The sequence below is a fragment of the Neolewinella marina genome (assembly GCF_002631205.1).
Taxonomy (GTDB): domain Bacteria; phylum Bacteroidota; class Bacteroidia; order Chitinophagales; family Saprospiraceae; genus Neolewinella; species Neolewinella marina.
The window spans coordinates 168596-185506 of the sequence record NZ_PDLO01000002.1 but is presented as its reverse complement, the minus strand read 5'-3'; the positions used below and the strand labels follow the sequence as shown (position 1 = coordinate 185506).

The following is a 16911-nucleotide window of genomic DNA, read 5'->3' as shown; positions in this document are numbered from 1 at the left end:
GTCTTTGTACTTGGTTAATGGACAATGGGCGATCCGTAAGGAACGGTCCACTCAGGTTGCCCTGAGGAGTGAACGCTCCAAATGTATGCAATATGTGTAAGTTAACTATAATTCTTGTAGCATTCGTAGCTGCGTCATGAAGGCGGATCGCCGCCGCCGGCTTACCTCGATGCGCATATCGTCGTCCATGACCAGGTAACCGCCTTCCCCCTTCACGAATTTCTTCATGTAGTTCATGTTGATCACGTGCCGCTTGTGCACCCGGTAGAAGTTGAAGGGGGCCAGCATGTCCTCGTACAGCTTGATGGTCTTGGAGGCGGTGATCCGCTGCCCGTTCACCAGGTAGAGGTGGGTGTAGTTGTCCTCGGCCTCCAGGCGGATGATGTCGCGGATCTTGACGAAGTGGATGCCGTCGACCCCGCCGATGCTCATCTTTTCGAAGGAGTTGGGCTGGTTTTGGTACTGCCGCAGCACTTCGAGCCGCTCGTCGGTGCGGGCCAGCTGACGGGGGCGGACGCGGGATACGGCCTCCACCAGCCGGTCGGGGTCGATGGGCTTGAGGATGTACCCGATGCTGGAGTACTCACAGGCCTTCATCGCGAAGTGGTCGTAGGCCGTCACGAAGATGATATCGAAATCGATGGGCTGGATCCGCTCAATCATCTGGAAGACCTTGCCGTCGCCCAGGTTGATGTCGAGAAAGGCCACGTCGGGCCGGATGTCGGGGCGGGCGAAAAGGGCGCAGCCGGAAGCCACCCCGTCGGCGTCGCCGATTACCTCCACGTCGGGGCAGTGGAGGTTGAGCATTTGTTTGAGGTTGACGAGGCCTTTGCGTTCGTCTTCAATGATTACGGCGTTCAGTAGCATGCGGACGGAATGATACCTCCAAAGCTACGGAAATATCAGTTGGCCGGCCGGTTGACGGGGATGCGCCCGTCGACCTGCAGCACCCGCGCATTGGTAAAGTTGGGGTCGCTTTCCAGGCCGTATCCGGTGATGATGTAGTCGGGCTGGGTCAGGACGACGAACTTGTTCGTGTAGATCAGTTCGCGCTGCTCGTCCCAGTTCAATTCCTCGGTCTCCAGTCGCTGCTGGGTGGCCGATTGCCAGACCACGCTGTCGCTGACGGTGATGAGGTTGTTGCGGCGGCGGTACACTCCGTACTGTGCCACCAGGGTGCTGCTGGTGTCCTGGTTCTCGTCCAGGAAGTAAGCGGTTACCCCATCGGGGAACTCCTGCCGGGGGTCGGCCGGCGTCAGGTGGTTGAGCATCCGGGGTGCCTCGAGTACGAGGCGCACGCGGGCCGAATCGCTATACAGGATGCGGACGCCTTCGGCCAGTTCCACCTGGTCGTTAAGGGTTTCTTCCAGCCGGGCAACTTCAGCAGGGTCGTTGACGCAGCCCGTCAACAGCAAACAGAGGGTGAGCCCGCGGATCAGCCCCACCGGGAGGAGAACGCGGCCTGCAGCTGACCGTAGAGGTCGGGCTGTTCGGGCACGAACGCCTGGTTGGCCTTGTAGAGGTAAACCACCAGGATCACGAACAACAGAAAGGCAATGAAGCCACCGAGGAGGATGTAACCCTTGGTACCGGCATGCTTGATTTCAGACATCTCTTCTCAAATTTTTCCCGCCAAAACTAGAAATAATCCCGGCGGCTGGGGTGATTTAACGCAGTCCGCTGCACTCGGTGTTGACCCGCTGGTCCTCCACCTCAATTTCGTTGCGCAGAGCCGTCAGCAGCTGCTGGGGCACGCGGTTCCGGCTGTTGGCATTGATGACCTGGCGGGCGCCGGGCAGGTTTCCACTCGCGCCGGTAGGGGCGTCGGAGAGGGGCATGACCAGGTACACGCCGTTGCGGCCGACGATGGGCTGGCTTACGGTTCCGGTGGCCACCGTAGCGGCCGCGGCGATCACCTTGGGCTCGGCACCGATGCCCTGGGCCAGGGAGGACTGGGTGAAGTTTACGGCGTTGAGGGTGTCAACGGGAACCGAGTAGCGGCTGGCCGCGGCGGCCAGGTCCTGACCGGAGAGCTCGGAAGCAAGCTTTTCACCTTTGAGCTGGTTGCGGACGGCGGGGGTGACGGTCTCGCGGAGGGCAGCCACCGGCGGAACGCCCTCGGCCAGGATGTTCTCCAGTCCAACGACCACGTACTTGTTCTCGTAGAAGAAGTTGGGATCGGTGAAGGTGTAGACGAATCCGCTCACGTCGCCCTTGTCGGCACCAAAGGCCCAGCAGATCATCTCGCGGACGTCCTGTCCGTTACCCATGGCGGGGATGTTGAAGGTGCCAATACCCAGGGGGCCGGTGGTGCCTACGGTGTAGCCTTCTGCCTGGGCGGCGGACTTCAGTTCTTCCAGGCTGGACTTGCCGGCCAGGAATTGCTCGGCGCGGGCCCGGGCATTGTCCTCAGTGTCCTTGCTCGGGATCATCGATTCGGTAGCGTAGGCCACTTTGGCGCGGGGGGTGGTGGTGCTGCTGCGGCGCACGATCTCTACCAGCTGAACGCCGGTCTGGGTACGCACCTTGTAGAAGCGGCCGGTTTCACCCGTCACGAAGGCCAGGCGGTTGACCGGGGGCTGGAGTTCGCCGGGGGTCACATTTTCCAGTACGCCATTGGTGGCCAGGCTGCGGGGGTCGCGATTGAATTCGCCGGCGAGCTGGGCAAACTGTCCGGGGTTAGCGGAAAGCACGTTCTGCAGGCTGTCGATCAGCCGGTTGGCCTCGGTAAACTGAGTGGGGATGGTGGCGTTGCGGACAATGCGGCGGATGGTGACGCTGTCGGCCATGGGGCGACGGTCGATGAGCTTCACCAGGGCCATGATGGATCCTTCGGTGAAGGGGCCGTACACCTCGCCGATCTCCATTTCATTCATGACCACGTCGGCCACGGAAGGAGCCAGTTCGGCTTCGGTCAGGTAGGTGCCGGTGTAGGAACCATTGGCGGTCAGGGCAAAGAGGCTGTCGTCGCGGCTGGGCGTATTGCGCCATTCCTCGGCGGCCTCCTCGAGCAGGCTGCGCACGGCGGCGGAGTCTTCCGGGGTGGCGTTCACGTCGAAGGAAACGTAGGCCAGCTGCCGGGTTTCTTCCAGGTTGTTGAACTGGCTCTCGTTCTCCTCGATGAAGCGCTGCACGTCGGCGTCGGTCACTTCCACCGCGTCGTTGTCCAGTTCATCGAAGGGGATGCGCACCACGGCTACGCGGCGGTTGGCCGACATTTCATCGGCGTATTTCTGGGCCATCCAGCTCGGGGCGTACATGGCCTTGGAGACCAGGGCGCTCAGTTTTTCCTGCAGCCGCTGGGTGCTTACCTGGCGGTTCTGGTACTTCCAGATGTCGACGAAGTTGGGGGGCAGTTCACCGGCTTCGATGGCCTCGGTGATGCTGTTTTCCTGGATGCGGGTGCGTACGCTGTTGAGCAGCTGGGCATTCACCTGTCCGGTCTGCGGATCGCCGTAGGACTGGCGAATGACGGGGCTGTAACGGGGGCCGTAGGTCAGCTCCTCGAGTTCCGGGCGGGTTACCTCCAGGCCGAGCAGTTCCGTTTCGTTGCGGAGCAGGCTTTCCGTCAGGTAGTAGCGCCACAGGTTCTCCCGGCTTTGGTAAGCGTCGGCCGAGCTGCCGGCTACCGAAAGGGTACGCTCAAAATCATTGCGCTCGATCTCGATTTCACCCACCCGGGCCATCATGGCTTCGGCCGGCCCGATGGGGCCGCTGCTGCCGCTGTTCATGATGTCGGATAACACGAACAGAAGGATACCACCCCCGATGAAGAGGAGTACCAGGAGAGGGTTGTTTCGAATCTTACCAATCAGTGCCATAAGTCAGCTTATACGTTTGTCTCCACCCTTTACGGATGGGCCGCGAAGATACTATAATTTGTCCGGTCAAATAAGCGCGATCCGGCGGCGCGGTCGCGGGTGCCAGGAAAATGACCAGTAATTCCCGGGGTGGGCGTCCCCGTTTTTTTCCAGCCCGGTAGCCCTAAAAGTTGAGGAGCCGCTCGTAGACGAGGTCCACGGGCAGTCCCATAATGGTAGGGTAGGTGCCTTCAATACGCCGGATTTTCGCCAGCCCGATCCATTCCTGGATGGCGTAGGCCCCGGCCTTGTCGTAGGGCTGGTAGCGGTCCACGTAGGCTTCAATTTCCGTGGGGGCGATGTCGTGCATGTATACCTGGGCGATGCCGCTGAAGACGATCTGCTTGTGGCGCGACCGGAGGCAGCAGCCCGTCACCACGGTATGCCGCTGGCCGGATAGGCGGCCGATGGTGGCAATGGCATCTTGGCGGTCGCGGGGTTTGCCGAAAATCTCATTGTCCAGGATGACGACGCTGTCGGCCGTCAGCAGCACCTCCCGGTCGGATTCCAGCAGGTGATCGGCGGCTTCGGCCTTCAGCCGGGCGAGGTAAGGGGCCACCTCCAGCACGGGAGTTTCCGGGGGGTATATTTCCTCCACCTCGGCGGTGCGGATGGTGAAGGGGATGCCGGCCTGTTCCAGCAGGTAGCTGCGGCGGGGTGATTTGCTGGCCAGGATCAGTTTCAGGTCAGGGGGGAGCATCATGCTTGGGAGCTTGGTCCGAAGAGGTGGCGTTCTACGTCCTCGCACAGGATGTGGCCCAGCAGCATGTGGCCTTCCTGGATGCGGGGGGTGTCCCGGCTCGGGATGTTGATCAGGATGTCGACCAGTTCGCCGAGTTCGCCGCCGCTGCGGCCCGTCATGGCGATGAGGGTGCAGCCGGCTTTTTTACCGGCCACGGCCGCCGCCAGCACGTTGCGGCTGTTGCCGCTGGTGCTGAGCAGGAAGAGCACGTCGCCCGGGCGGCCCATGGCGGTGGTGAGGCGGGAGAAGGCGTGGTCGTAACCGTAGTCGTTGGCGACGGCGGTGAGGAAGCTGGTATTGACGTGCATGGCCTCGGCGAAGAGCGGCGGCCGGTCGAGGTAAAAGCGACCGCTGAGTTCTGCGGCCAGGTGCTGGGCGTCGGCGGCGGAGCCACCGTTGCCGCAGAAGAGCACCTTGCCGCCCCGCCGGAAGGTGGCTACACAGGCTTCCGTGGCCGCCTGCAGGCGGTCCAGGAGGTCCTGGTCGGCCAGTATGGCCTGCTTTACGGCAATGGCCGCTTCGATGCGTTGTCGGGTCATGCGGGGGATTAACGACGCAGGGCCAGGTGTATGCACCTGGCCCTGCGGATCACAAAACTAATACGTTGGCGGAAACTAGAGGCGCACGAAGGACTGCACCCGCTGGTTCTCACCTTCAATGATGCGCACCCGGTACAGGCCGCTCGGCAGGTCCCGGACGCTCAGGTCGACGCTCAGCAGCTCACCCACCTTATTATGGATAGAGGTGCTTACCTCGCGGCCGTTCACGTCGATGATGGTCAGGCGGACGTCTCCCTCGTAGTCGCTGCTCAGGGCAATATTGATGTTTTCCACGGCGGGGTTGGGGTAGACGGTCACGCCCTCGGCTACCTCAGCCGCGGCTTCCGGCTGGGTGGTGGACTGGGTCATGGACTTGCTGGAGGAAGCCATGGCCTGGGACTGAGCACTGCAGTTGGCGGCACTGCCTCCCATATTGGTGGGCACGGCGCTGGACAGGGAGAAGGCTACTTTGTCCAGTTTGAGCCCGGCCTCCCGGTTGGCGATGGTCACCGTGTGGTTGCCGGCGTTCAGGGTGAAGGAAACGGCCTTGCCGTCGTCGTTCATGCGCCGCCATTCGAAGCCATTCGTCAGCAGGTTGTTGCCGCCGATTTCGGTCCAGAGTTTCATCCACTTTCCTTCGTCAACCTTAACCCAGATCGAGTTGCTGCCCAGGTCGGGCGCATCCAGGCGGAGGTAGAGGTGGAAGGTGCCGCTGCCCTGGGCGTAGGCGGTGAACTTCACCTGCTGGCTGAGGTCATCAGCGGCGGGTTCGTTGGTCTGATTGTTGCCGGTGAAGACGATATACTTGCCGTTGGAGGCGCCGGAGCTGAGGTTTTGTTCCCAGCCCTTACCTACCTGGGCGCATTCGGCTTCCAGCCAGTGGGTGTACACGGTTTCGGTCGCCGCCGTCTGGCAGTTCGTTGCGGTACCGCCCATTCCCGAGGGTACGGTGTTGGATCCGGTCAGGTACAGTTTGTCGAGCATCGCACCGTCCTCCCGGAAGGCGAAGTCGATGGTGTTCGTGCCGGCCTCCAGTTGGTGGGAGTTGCCCGGCAGGCGGTTCCAGTTGAAACCTCCGCCCTGGACAATGCCCTGGTACCACTTGATCCAGGAGCCACCATTGATGCGGACCCAGAAGGAGTCGTCTCCGTTGGTGGGGGCACTGATGCGGGCAAATACCTTATAGAGTCCCTTTCCGGGGCTGTCGAAGGTGAAGCGGATACGGTTCTCGGGTACGTCGGCGGGTGCGCTGTTGTAGGAGTTCTTACCGTTCGCAATCACGTAGGATTCGCCCGATGCGGAAGTCGATTTTTTGGTGGCCCAGGTGGAGCCTACCGCGGCGCATTCCGCTTCGAGCCAGATCGAATTGTTGTTGGATACCGGCTCATCGGCCACCTGGATGGTGATGACATTGGAAGCCGTGGCCCCGTCATCGTCCTTCACCGTCAGGGTCACTTTGTAGGTGCCGGCGGAGAGGGTAGTCTCGGGAGTAACTCCACTGGCTGATCCTCCGGTCCACGACCAGTTGTACTCGACGATCTTGCCGTCGTTGTCGGTCGATTTTCCGGCATCCAGCATTACCGCCAGCGGGGCAACGCCCGAATAGGTGGACGCGGAGGCTACAGCAACGGGGGGCGTGTTAGCCGGAGCGTAGCAATTGTCGGCCGCTTCACCCGTACCGCTGGGCTTACGGTTCTGTTGGTTCAGGTGGATTTTATCGAGCCGGGCATCCGCTTCGCGGAAAGCAAAGTCGAGGGTGTTGGTGCCGTCGTTGAGGTACAGTTGTTGGCCGAACATTTCGTTCCACTGGAATCCACGGCCGGACTCAATCCCGGAGTTCCACTCGATCCAGGATTTGCCGTTTACCCGCACCCAGTACGAATCGTTCAGGTTGCTGGCGGCATCTACCCGGGCGAACAGGAAGAAGTTGCCCGCCTCGGCGTTGGTCAGGGTGAAACGAATGCGGTTCTCCGGTACGTCCGAAGGAGCCGAGGAGGTAGATTCTCCCTTGGCAAACACGTAGCTTCCCTCGGAAGCGCTGCTGCTCTTTCCGGTGGACCATTTCCCACCGATTTCAGCACACTCGGCTTCCAGCCAGTAGGAGCGGTAGCGTACGTAGTCGGAATTGGCTACCTCTACCGTTACGTAGTCGGTGGATTTGGCACCCGTGTTGTCCGTTACGGTGAGAACCACCTTGTGGGTTCCCGCTTCAAAGGTAGCGGTAGGGGTCGGACCGGCGGCGGTGGCGCCTTCCCAACTCCATTGGTAGTCTGCCACGGTGCCATCTGAGTCGTAGGACAGCAGGCCGTCGAAGTTAACCGTCAGCGGCGCTTTGCCACTGAACTGATTGGCGTCGATTTTCGCTACGGGGATTTTGTTTTTCTCAGCTTCCTTACATCCCGCGGGGGCCGCTTTCACCTCCACGGCTACTTTGCGGGCGCAACCGCTTTCGCCGGTAGTGAGTACGTAGAGCCCGGGAACGGTGACGTCGGGTTCCTGGGAGGTAGAAGTGAATCCGTTGGGCCCGGTCCACCGGTAGGAACCAGTGGAGCTGTAGCCCCGCAGGCGGGCCTTGCCGGTCTCGCAGTTGATCACCCGCGCCAGACGGTCGGTATTGGCGTCCAGGGTGCAACCCAGACTTTCGTCGTCAACAACAACGGAGAAATCGACCGATTTTTTGGCGCCGCCGGCATCCGTGGCGGTAACACGGACCTGGATCACTTGTCCGCGGGTGGAGGTGGGAGCCCGGACGGTAAAGATGCCCGTCTCGGGGTTCAGGGTGATCCAGGAAGGAAGGCTGCTACCGTTGGTCTGGGTAGCGGCGAAGGTCATTCTGGTGGATTGCTCGTCGGTTTCAAACGCGCCATTGACGATGTAGGCGTGCTCCACTTCAGTGGATACGGTAAGGGAAGGTATTTCGCTGGTTACGAGCCCAAAGGCCGTCGCGGCAGAGAGACTAGTAATCGTGGCCAGCAGGGTGAGTAATAAGATGAAACTCCCACGTAGGAGTATAGCCCGAACCTGTCCGGTCCGGAGTGTGCAAGCTAAAGCCATCCTCTAAATTCCTTTTTAGTTATTCCGGTAGTAAAAGCAGGACGAAGATAATAGGCTTTACCGAACCATGCACGGTTGCCCTCCGTTACCGCGATTTTCTTGCCGGGGATGGCGCGGCAAGAAACGCTGTACGGATAAATACTATATATCCGGCCATGCGCAACGACTGTACCAACTTTCAATTCTGCGTTAGTAGATACAAAGGGGGTAACTCCGGGTCTGAACGTCGGATCACCTTCCGCTTATATGACAGAAGGATGACATTTTGCCGGGTTTACAATCGGACAAAAAGAATCGTCCTTGGTCGCTCGGTGGCCGTATGGATCACCAGCCGGTAGGTTCCCGGCGGCAGGTATTCCGTCGTGAGCCGGTAGTGAAGTTCCTCGGTTTCCTTGTGCAGGGGCACTTCCAGTACCCGGCGCCCCGCCAGATCGGTTACCACCATGGTGGCTACTCCCCGGGTACGGCTTTGCCACCGGATGTTCAGCTCGTCATGGGTGGGGTTCGGGTGAACCGTCAGCTCCGACTCGACCGTCCGCTCCATTCCACCTGCTGCAGGGCGATTGCCAGGAGCGGCAAGTGCACCTGGGGCGGCACAGTTCGTGGCGGCCAGGCCATAGCCCGTGGGTAGGGTGGGGTCAACCGAGAGCAGGAGTTTATCCACTTCCGTCCCCGGTTCCCGGTTGGCCACCGTGATGAGGTGGTTGCCCGCGGTGAGGGGGAAAGACAGGTCCACGCCGTCGTCGTTCACCTTGCGCCACTCGAATCCGGAGGTCAGCAACTGGCCACCTCCGATCTCCTTCCACATTTTGATCCAGCTGCCGTCATTCACCTTGATCCAGACGGAGTTCCTTCCCCCGTCCGGGGCATTCACCCGCAGGAACAGGTGATAGTTAGCAGCGGTCGCGGTAGAAACGGTGAAAGTCAGTTCCTGGGCCGGGTCACTGTCCGTGGGCATGGAGGTATGCCTGCTACCCGTAAATACCCGGTACTGATTTCCGGATGCTGAGCTGGACGCCCGGATCTGCCAGTCGCTTCCCGCGGTTCCGCACTCTGCTTCCAGGGCGAAGGATTCGGCCGGCGGGGTGTCCGGGTCACAGGCGTCTCCGAGGCCGTCACCGTCGGAGTCGGTCAGGTCGGTAGCGTATACCGCCGGGCAATTGTCCAGGTTATTGGTCACGTAATTGGCCGGGGTGGGGCAACTTTCCAGCGAGTCGTTCGGGTCCCCGTAGCCGTCGCCGTCAAAGTCGGCGTAAAAGGTGGGTAGCGACTGGTCGGGATTGTAGTAGTCGGGACAGTTATCCTCGGCGTTGGCTACGCCATCCCCGTCCGTATCGTCGTTGGGAGTGCAGTTGGTCGCCGGATCGCCGAGCCCGGTGGGCAGGGCGGAATCCTGGTCGAGGTGGATCTTATCCAGGGCGGTTCCCGCTTCACGGTACGCGAAGTCGAGGGTATTTGTGCCGGTAGCCAGGGTGAGCAGCCCTCCCGGGTAGCGGTTCCAGGCGAAGCCACCACTCCGCAGGATGCCGCTGTTCCATTTGAACCAGCTTTCGCCGTTCACCCGTACCCAGTAGCTGTCGCTGTTGCCATCCGGGGCGCTGATGCGGGCAAACAGGTGGTAACTGCCCGCTTCCAGGTTGTTAATGACGAAGCGGATTCGGTTTTCGGGGAGGTCTGGCGGTGGAGTGGAACTCGGGCTTCCCGTAGTAGGCCGTACGAACAGGCCATTAGAAGCGCCGCCGTCCGGGGGGCTTTCCCAATTGCTGCCTACCGCGGCACATTCGGCCTCCAGCCAGGTGGCGGTAACTTCTCCTCCCGGAGGGCCGGTCGCGGTGATGGTCACTACGGCAAAGGCCGGGGTACCCGCGTCATCAGTGACTGTAAGGGTTACGTCGTGGACGCCGGCGTTGAAGGTAGCCGAGGCCAGGCTTCCGGAGGCGCTTCCGCCGTTCCAGTTCCAGTCGTACTGCACAATGGTGCCGTCGGGATCCGTGGATCCCGTAGCGTCCAGCTGCACGTTCAGCGGGGCTGGACCGCTGTCGGGGGTAGCCACCGCCACCGCGTTCGGGGGTTGGTTGGAGGAGGTGCCGCAGTTGTCGGCGTTCTCTCCCATGCCAACGGGCAGCGCCGGATCCTTGTCCAGGTGCAGTTTGTCCAGCTTCGTTCCCGCTTCCCGGAATGCAAAGTCAATGGTATTGAAGCCATCCACCAGGAAAGGCAGCGATCCGGGCAGTTTGTTCCAGGAGAAGCCCTCCCCGCGCGCCATGCCGCTGTTCCACTTGATCCACTCGGCGCTGTTGATGCGCACCCAGTAGGAATCGGTCAGGCCGTCGGGCGCCCCAATCCGGGCAAAGAGATTATAGTACCCCGCCTCTACGTCAAAAAGGTTGAAGCGGACGCGGTTTTCCGACACGTCGGGCGGGGGTGTATTCTGGGAGTTACTACCCTGTCGGACCACGTAGCTGCTGTTGCTGGCCTCGGCGTGGGCCAGGGTGGTCCACTGCCCCCCGACCAACGCGCATTCGGCTTCCAGCCAGAAGGAAGAGGTGCGGTCGCCGGTCGAGGGTGGACTGGCCAGTACGTTTACCACGTCGGTATCCTGGCCGCCCTGGTCGTCGGTCACCGTCAGGGTAATCGAGTAGGAGCCGGCGGGGAAGGTGACCTGGGAAGTGACACCCGTGGCAGAACCGCCGTCCCATGCCCATTGGTAGGTTTCAATAAAGCCGTCGGGGTCGGAAGAACCACCGCCGTCCAGGGTGACAGTGAGCGGCTCGGTTCCCGCCGGCGGGGAGGCTGAGGCCACGGCCTGGGGAAGCTGATTCGGCGGGCCGCCGGTTCCCTGGACCACCGTCAGCCGGAAGTCGGAGGTGACTACCCGCTGGTTGTCGTCGATGGCCCGCACCACGATGTCGAAGGACTGGCCCACGACGGCGTCCGGAGCGGTGAAGGTAAAGGTGCCCGTCAGTCCCTCCAGCGTCATCCAGCGGGGCAGGCTGGCCCCGTCGCTCAGGTTGGCGCGGTAGATGAGGCGGTTGCCGGCGTAGCCGCGCTGGAAGGAGCCATCGATGCGGTAATCCGTGGGCGTCAGGGACTCAACGGTAAAGTCGGCGATGTTGCCCGCCGACGGTACGTCCACGGGGCGGACGTTGGTGATGTAACAAACGTTGTCCTGGAAGTCGCAGTTGGCCGTGCCCGCGCCGCAACCGTTGACGATGTAATCCTGAACCAACAGGAATTCGTTGGGCACGACATTGCCGTCCCGGTCAACCGCCTTGTAGGCCCGCATACCCAGAATTTCGTCGCTCATCGAACCGTCTACCGTGCCGCCGGCAGAGCTGTACCCGGCGATCATGATCTGGAAGGGAATACCGATCGTGGGGGTTTCGTGGCCGGCGATGATGCCGGAACCGTCGATGTTGTGGGGCATCAGCGACTGGTAGTGCATCTCGTCGTGGCGGAAGACGAATCCGGGAATTGGGTGGCGGTTGGCGTCGCGGAGTTCGGTAGGGGCGTAGCCCGGGCCGTGGAGGGCCACCAGTTGGTACACCCGCACCGGTTGGCTGGGATCCGCCTGGGTGTAGAAGCGCGACAGGATCAGGTCGCCCATCCGGCCGCTGTTTACTTCCTCGTCCGAGGGATAATCCGAGCTCGGCCGGTCAATCACGTTGCCGTTTTCGTCCCGGGCCACTTCGGTGATGAAGCCCATGACGTTGAAGGCCTGTTCGGTGGTGATTTCGTTGCCGCCCTCGGCCTGAACCATAAAGGCCCCCCGCAAGGTCACGTGGGTGGTCAGTTGGTTGTCCGCATTGGATTCCAGGACGAGTTTCTCGGTGATCAACTGCTGACCGGGCAGACCGGTGGTGACAAAGGTGATGGTGGCGTCCACATGGTCCCCCGGCGCGACGCTCAATCCCCCCGGGGGGATGTTGATGCCGGAAATGGCAAAGTCCTCCGGAGAGGTTGTGGTCAGATCGGTGATGAGCAGGGGGGCCGTGCCGTCGTTGTGGATACGCGCCACGTTCTCATCGTGGGCGTAGATCAGCTGCCCGTTGCCGTTGTATGGCTGGTCCAGGCGATTAAAACTGAAAAAGTCATCGCCGGGCAGGGAGCGGTTGTTGAAGGGGGCCTTCGTCAGGTTCTCAATGCGGACGAACGCCCCGGTGGGGGTGCCGGGGTCAAATTTTTCCAGGGTGACATAGATGAGTTTGGAGTTGCCTACCCCCTGTGCGCCATTGTCGTCGATGGTGAGCCGCCCGTCGGTAACTTCCACGTAACCGGAGCCCGTGCGGTAGTAGTCGGAGTAGGATGGGATGAAGTCGGATACCAGTATGACGCCCTCGGCGCGGATGGTGTGGCGGCTGTCCACGCTGCTTGGGTCACCCGCGGCGAGTTCCACCAGGTAAATGCCGTTGGGCACGGCAATTTCCCAGTCCCGGGGAACCGGAGGGTCCTGTTTGCGCCAGTCCAGCATATTGAAGGAGTGGAGGAGTTTGTTTTCGTCCGGACTCGTTTCCGTAACCTGGCGATCGGCACCGCGGGCCGCGGCGGTATTGTCCTGGGGGTCCTTGGTCGCGGGATTGATCCAGCCGTACTGCAATCCGTTCTGGTCGCCAAACGGCAGACCTATATCCGCGGTATAGCCCGCCGGAGGAGAGAAGGTGTTGTCCTGGAAATTAATGCGAGCCGAAAATTCAAAGCTTTCAGTAACGGTGGCGGTCAGGGTAAGTTCCGCCGGGGTATAGCCCTGAGCCGAGGCGGTGACGGTGGCCTGGTAGGTGCCCTGGGCAAGTCCGGGTGGGTCCACGGCAATGGTGGCTGAATCACCGACGGCGGCCGAGGGGGGGAGCACTACCCAGGGTTCACTGGCGGTGAGGATGACGGCATCCCCCGCCGTACCGCCGCTAGCACCGATCAGGCTCTTCAGCGACTGTGCGGCACCGCCGTGGGAAACCACGAAGTTCAGGTTGTCCGGAGAGAACCCGAGCACGGGCGAGGGCGGCTGAAAGGGTACGACGTTTTCGGCCTGCAGCACATAGTCCTGGTAGTCCCCGTCTCCGTCGATGTCGAAGCAAATGAGGAAGTGGTCCGCAACGGGCTTCCCATCGCGGTCGAGCACGGGGTATACCCTTACCCGGTGGGTGCCAGCCCCGTTCAGGGCCTGCTCACTATAGGTATGCTGGTTTCCCGCCGCGGAGAACACGTAAAAACCGAAGGGATCGGCGGGCGGAGTAAATGACGTTCCTCCACCGGACAGTTCCGGGAAAAGGGTTTGGGATTCCGCGAGGCTGCTCGCGGCAACCCCGACTTCAGTCCCCGAAACCTGCCCGCCCGTATGGGTGAAATACCCGAAGGGCAGGGACTCAGCGGAGGAGTAGCGTGCCAGGGGGCGAACAAGAACCGGTCCGGCACCCGCGGCCGCGAACCACTCAACAGCAACTTCATCTCCGAGGGATGGGGCCTGGGGATCCGTTGTGAGGTCCGTCCAGCCCACGTCGATGGTCACCCCGACCACGTCCACGACTTCCTGGAGGGGCGGTTCATTGGCCCCGCCGTAACCCAGCGTCTTGAGGCCGTGCAGTCCAATGCGGAAAGGTGCCCCGAGGTTGCCATCGCTGTTGAAGACCAGCTCGGCGGGTTGGTGGCCCGGAGCACTGTTGTCTGGGTTGGGGGCGTAATGCACGGTGTAAGCCTGACTCTGCCCTGGAGGGAGGGTGACGGTCTCCGGTCCGGTGAAACTGAACTGGGTAGCAAAAACCCCGGTGAGGAGTACGGACGTCACGTGGAGATCCTGTTGTCCCGTATTACTGATGGTGAGGGGAAAGTCGTCCGTTTCGGCGCCCGCTTCCCCGATAGTGGCCTGCAGGATGGCCTCCGGAGCGGAAGCGGCGATCTGGGGGGCCGGCGCGTTGGGGTCGGCTACGCGCATCAGGATGAGCATTTCGTGGCCGTCGCCCCCGCGGTCGTACTGGGAAACGTACAGGTTACCGGAGGGAGTGTGTTCGATGATGTCCAGGGGGTCGTCGAGGCTCTGCAAGCCGGGCACGTCCTGGAAGGCCTCGATAATATCGCCCGAGTTGTTGCCGGGTTGGAGTACGATGATGTCGTCCTGTCCGCTGAAGCGGGCCACGAGCAGCATGCCCTGCAGCTTTCCGCCAAAGGCGGCCGACTGGTATTCGATGACGCCGTTGGGCGACTTGTTCATGCCGAAGTCGTAGGCCACCTCCCGGTAGTTCGGGTCGGGGGGCAGGTCGGCCGGGTACTTGCTGACGTCGCGGTAGTTGTCGATCAGCTGCCCCGGCAGTCCGGAGTAGGGTATGCCGCCGTGGTTAAGGACGAACTGTCCCCGGTAGGGGTTCGGGTGGCCGTGGTAGCTGCCGCCCTGGGATTTGAACAGCCAGTCCTTTTGGGTTTCTCCTCCTTCGACGCCGGGAATGGTGGGGTCGGTGAAGTAGGTGCCGTTCGGCCGGCGGATGCCCACGCCTGAGGTGTCGCGCGCGACGTAGATGTTGGAGGCCGGCGCATTCGGGGAGTTATTGTTGTTTCCCGCCGTACCGTTGGTGGGGATGTACAGCCAGCCATTACTGTGGAAGACCAGGTCGTAAGCGTTGCGGATGCCCGTGGCGTAGAGGGTCAGGGGGGAGTCCTGAGCGTAAGGATTGTAGGTGCCGTCGGCCAGGGTAAGCCCGGTCGCCGGTGCCTGGTTGATGACGGAAATGTCATTGGTGGTGTATACGCTCAGGGGCAGACTGGCGGGCAATTTGGCCAGATTAAGCCGCAGCACAGCGGCGGAGAGCAGGCGCTCCAGGCGCATACCCCAGAGGATATCGGGCTCCCCCCCGGCCGTGTTGCTGCCCTGGAGGAAGAAGAGGTCGTCGTTGGGGCCGAATACCAGACTGTTCGTCAGGTGGTCCTTTTTGGAGCGCGGCAGGTGTTCCAGGATGTCCTGGGCGTTTTCCAGCTGGGGCCCGCTCAGGCGGGTGAGCTTGCCGTCCCATTCAGGACCGTCGGTGAGGGTAAGGGCGCTGTGGGTGACGTAGGCCTCCAGATTGCCCGCCGTGGCGGTCGGTGAAAATACCAGTCCGATGATCAGGCGCGGGTCCGGCGAGAGCACCCCGGTGACGGGATGGGGACTGGGCTGCAGGTTGACGGTAAGTTCCTCCAGATTGGTCAGGGTGCCGTCGGGCAGGATGGTCCACCGCTTGATTACGTTGCTGAGGGTGGAGGCGTACAGCTTTCCGTCGGGGCCAATGGTCAGGGTGGTGAAACGGTCGGCGGTGCCGGCCCCCAGCAAGTCGCCCGAAACCTGGGTAAAGGCCACTCCGTCCAGGTTGGCCGGAGGGGTGGTGTCGGCTTCCGCCGCGGTGGTGAACTGAGAGGAAAAGGTCCGGAAGACGATGCGGTCGTTCAGGTCACCGATGCGGTTGGCCTCCAGCCCCTCCAGGAGGAATACGTAGGTAGTGGCTGCCTTGAGGGAAGAGTTGGGGGTCAGCGTAATGGCGTCTCCCCCGCCGGTGTCGTTGGCGTTGGAAGGGACCTCCACCAGCCCGGCGTCCGATTGTTCGAACAGCCGGACGTTGCCCGTCAGGGTAGTCTGGTCCAGTTCGTAACCAGCGGGAACGTTGATCGACACCGTGATCTGAAAGCCGGGAACAGGCACCCCGGTGGCCCCATCGGCCGGATTGGGGTGGGAGCAGAAGGCCTCAGGCTCGGGAGTGGCGGGTGCTATTACGACCGTATTGATTTTGGTGTTGTAGCCCCCCAGGGGGTCGATGGTGAGCCGGCCGTCGGTTACCTCGACTACGATGCTGCCGGTAAACTGATTCACCGCCCCGTAGGTCGTGGGCTGGTACAGTACGTTCAGGTTCTCCACGTTCAGGACGTGGGTGGTGCCTACCCGATTCTCCACATCGGAATCGCCGGCGGTGACCGTCACCCGGTAGGCGCCATTGGGCAGGGCAATTTCCCATGCACCCTCCTGGGGTACCCCGTTTCCACTGCCCGTGTCGCCGAATTGCATGTGCAGCAGGGTTTCCAGCAGGGGGTCGACGTCCGGAAATGGCCCCCGGTTGCGCCCGTTGCCCACCAGTGAAAGGGGGGTGCCACTGCCGGGATCCACCCAACCGTAGGTATAGCCCGTCTGGATGGCGTAGCCAAGGCCGAAATCGGGCAGGTAACCCGCCGGAGCGGGAGTGGACTGGTCGGCAAAGTTGATCCGGATGGTATCCGTAGCGGCTGTCAGGCTATGGGCCGGACCATGCAGGTATGAGGGGGGCGTGCCGCCAAGAGTCAATGAAGTAATCAGGGTGAGGATGCCCACCAAGGCCGTAGTGCAGGAGAGTTTCATCGGTGTTGTTCTAGCGTCAAGGAGAGTAAGGCTCACGCCTCCCGGTACAGGGTAAGGATGAAGCGCCGTGCGCCGGAGCGGAACCAGAATACCGGGAGATCGGGCCCCACCGGAGACGATAAGGTGGTTGTCGACTGTTTATCGAGTCGGCTTACTATAAGTTACCGGATTAATTTGAAAAAAATGCACTTTTATGAATGCCTCGAAAAATAATAATATGTATATATGTCTTAATTTTTAATAATATTTGCTTTATAGGAATCGATTTTATGTTTTGTATTGAACAAAAGGCTGTAGAGTAGGTCGGACGTTATGCGTGTGATTGTAAAGCACAAAAAAAGGGGCCGCGTCATTCGACGCGGCCCCTCCGAT

General features: G+C 61.5%; 8 protein-coding genes. All 8 read right to left on the bottom strand.

The features are described 5' to 3' along the window. Nucleotides 1-105 precede the first annotated feature (105 nt). Nucleotides 106-867, bottom strand: coding sequence for a LytR/AlgR family response regulator transcription factor (locus tag CGL56_RS06190; RefSeq protein WP_099105663.1), 762 nt, complete (start codon nucleotides 865-867; stop codon nucleotides 106-108). Between the two features lie 35 nt (nucleotides 868-902). Then, the gene (gene lptC, locus CGL56_RS06185; protein WP_099105662.1) at nucleotides 903-1445 is read right to left on the bottom strand and encodes an LPS export ABC transporter periplasmic protein LptC; all 543 of its coding nucleotides are present in this window, start codon (nucleotides 1443-1445) and stop codon (nucleotides 903-905) included. After that, nucleotides 1436-1612 (bottom strand): hypothetical protein, encoded by a 177-nt coding sequence (locus tag CGL56_RS18215; protein ID WP_167641581.1) that lies wholly within the window; start codon nucleotides 1610-1612, stop codon nucleotides 1436-1438. Before CGL56_RS18215 ends, lptC begins: the two co-directional genes overlap by 10 nt. A 55-nt stretch (nucleotides 1613-1667) precedes the next feature. Next, on the bottom strand, nucleotides 1668-3821 hold the full coding sequence (locus CGL56_RS06180) for a peptidylprolyl isomerase (protein WP_099105661.1): 2154 nt from the start codon (nucleotides 3819-3821) through the stop codon (nucleotides 1668-1670). A 163-nt stretch (nucleotides 3822-3984) separates the two neighbouring features. Beyond that, nucleotides 3985-4563 (bottom strand): Maf family nucleotide pyrophosphatase, encoded by a 579-nt coding sequence (locus tag CGL56_RS06175; protein ID WP_245184090.1) that lies wholly within the window; start codon nucleotides 4561-4563, stop codon nucleotides 3985-3987. Beyond that, nucleotides 4560-5141 (bottom strand): D-sedoheptulose-7-phosphate isomerase, encoded by a 582-nt coding sequence (locus CGL56_RS06170; RefSeq protein ID WP_099105660.1) that lies wholly within the window; start codon nucleotides 5139-5141, stop codon nucleotides 4560-4562. Before CGL56_RS06170 ends, CGL56_RS06175 begins: the two co-directional genes overlap by 4 nt. Before the next feature lie 75 nt (nucleotides 5142-5216). Next, nucleotides 5217-8195, bottom strand: a complete 2979-nt coding sequence (locus tag CGL56_RS06165) for a PKD domain-containing protein (protein ID WP_099105659.1) — start codon at nucleotides 8193-8195, stop codon at nucleotides 5217-5219. A 274-nt stretch (nucleotides 8196-8469) separates the two neighbouring features. Next, nucleotides 8470-16539 carry a PKD domain-containing protein gene (locus tag CGL56_RS06160; protein ID WP_099105658.1) on the bottom strand — a complete coding sequence of 2690 codons (8070 nt, stop codon included), beginning with the start codon at nucleotides 16537-16539 and terminating at the stop codon, nucleotides 8470-8472. Nucleotides 16540-16911: the final 372 nt, after the last annotated feature.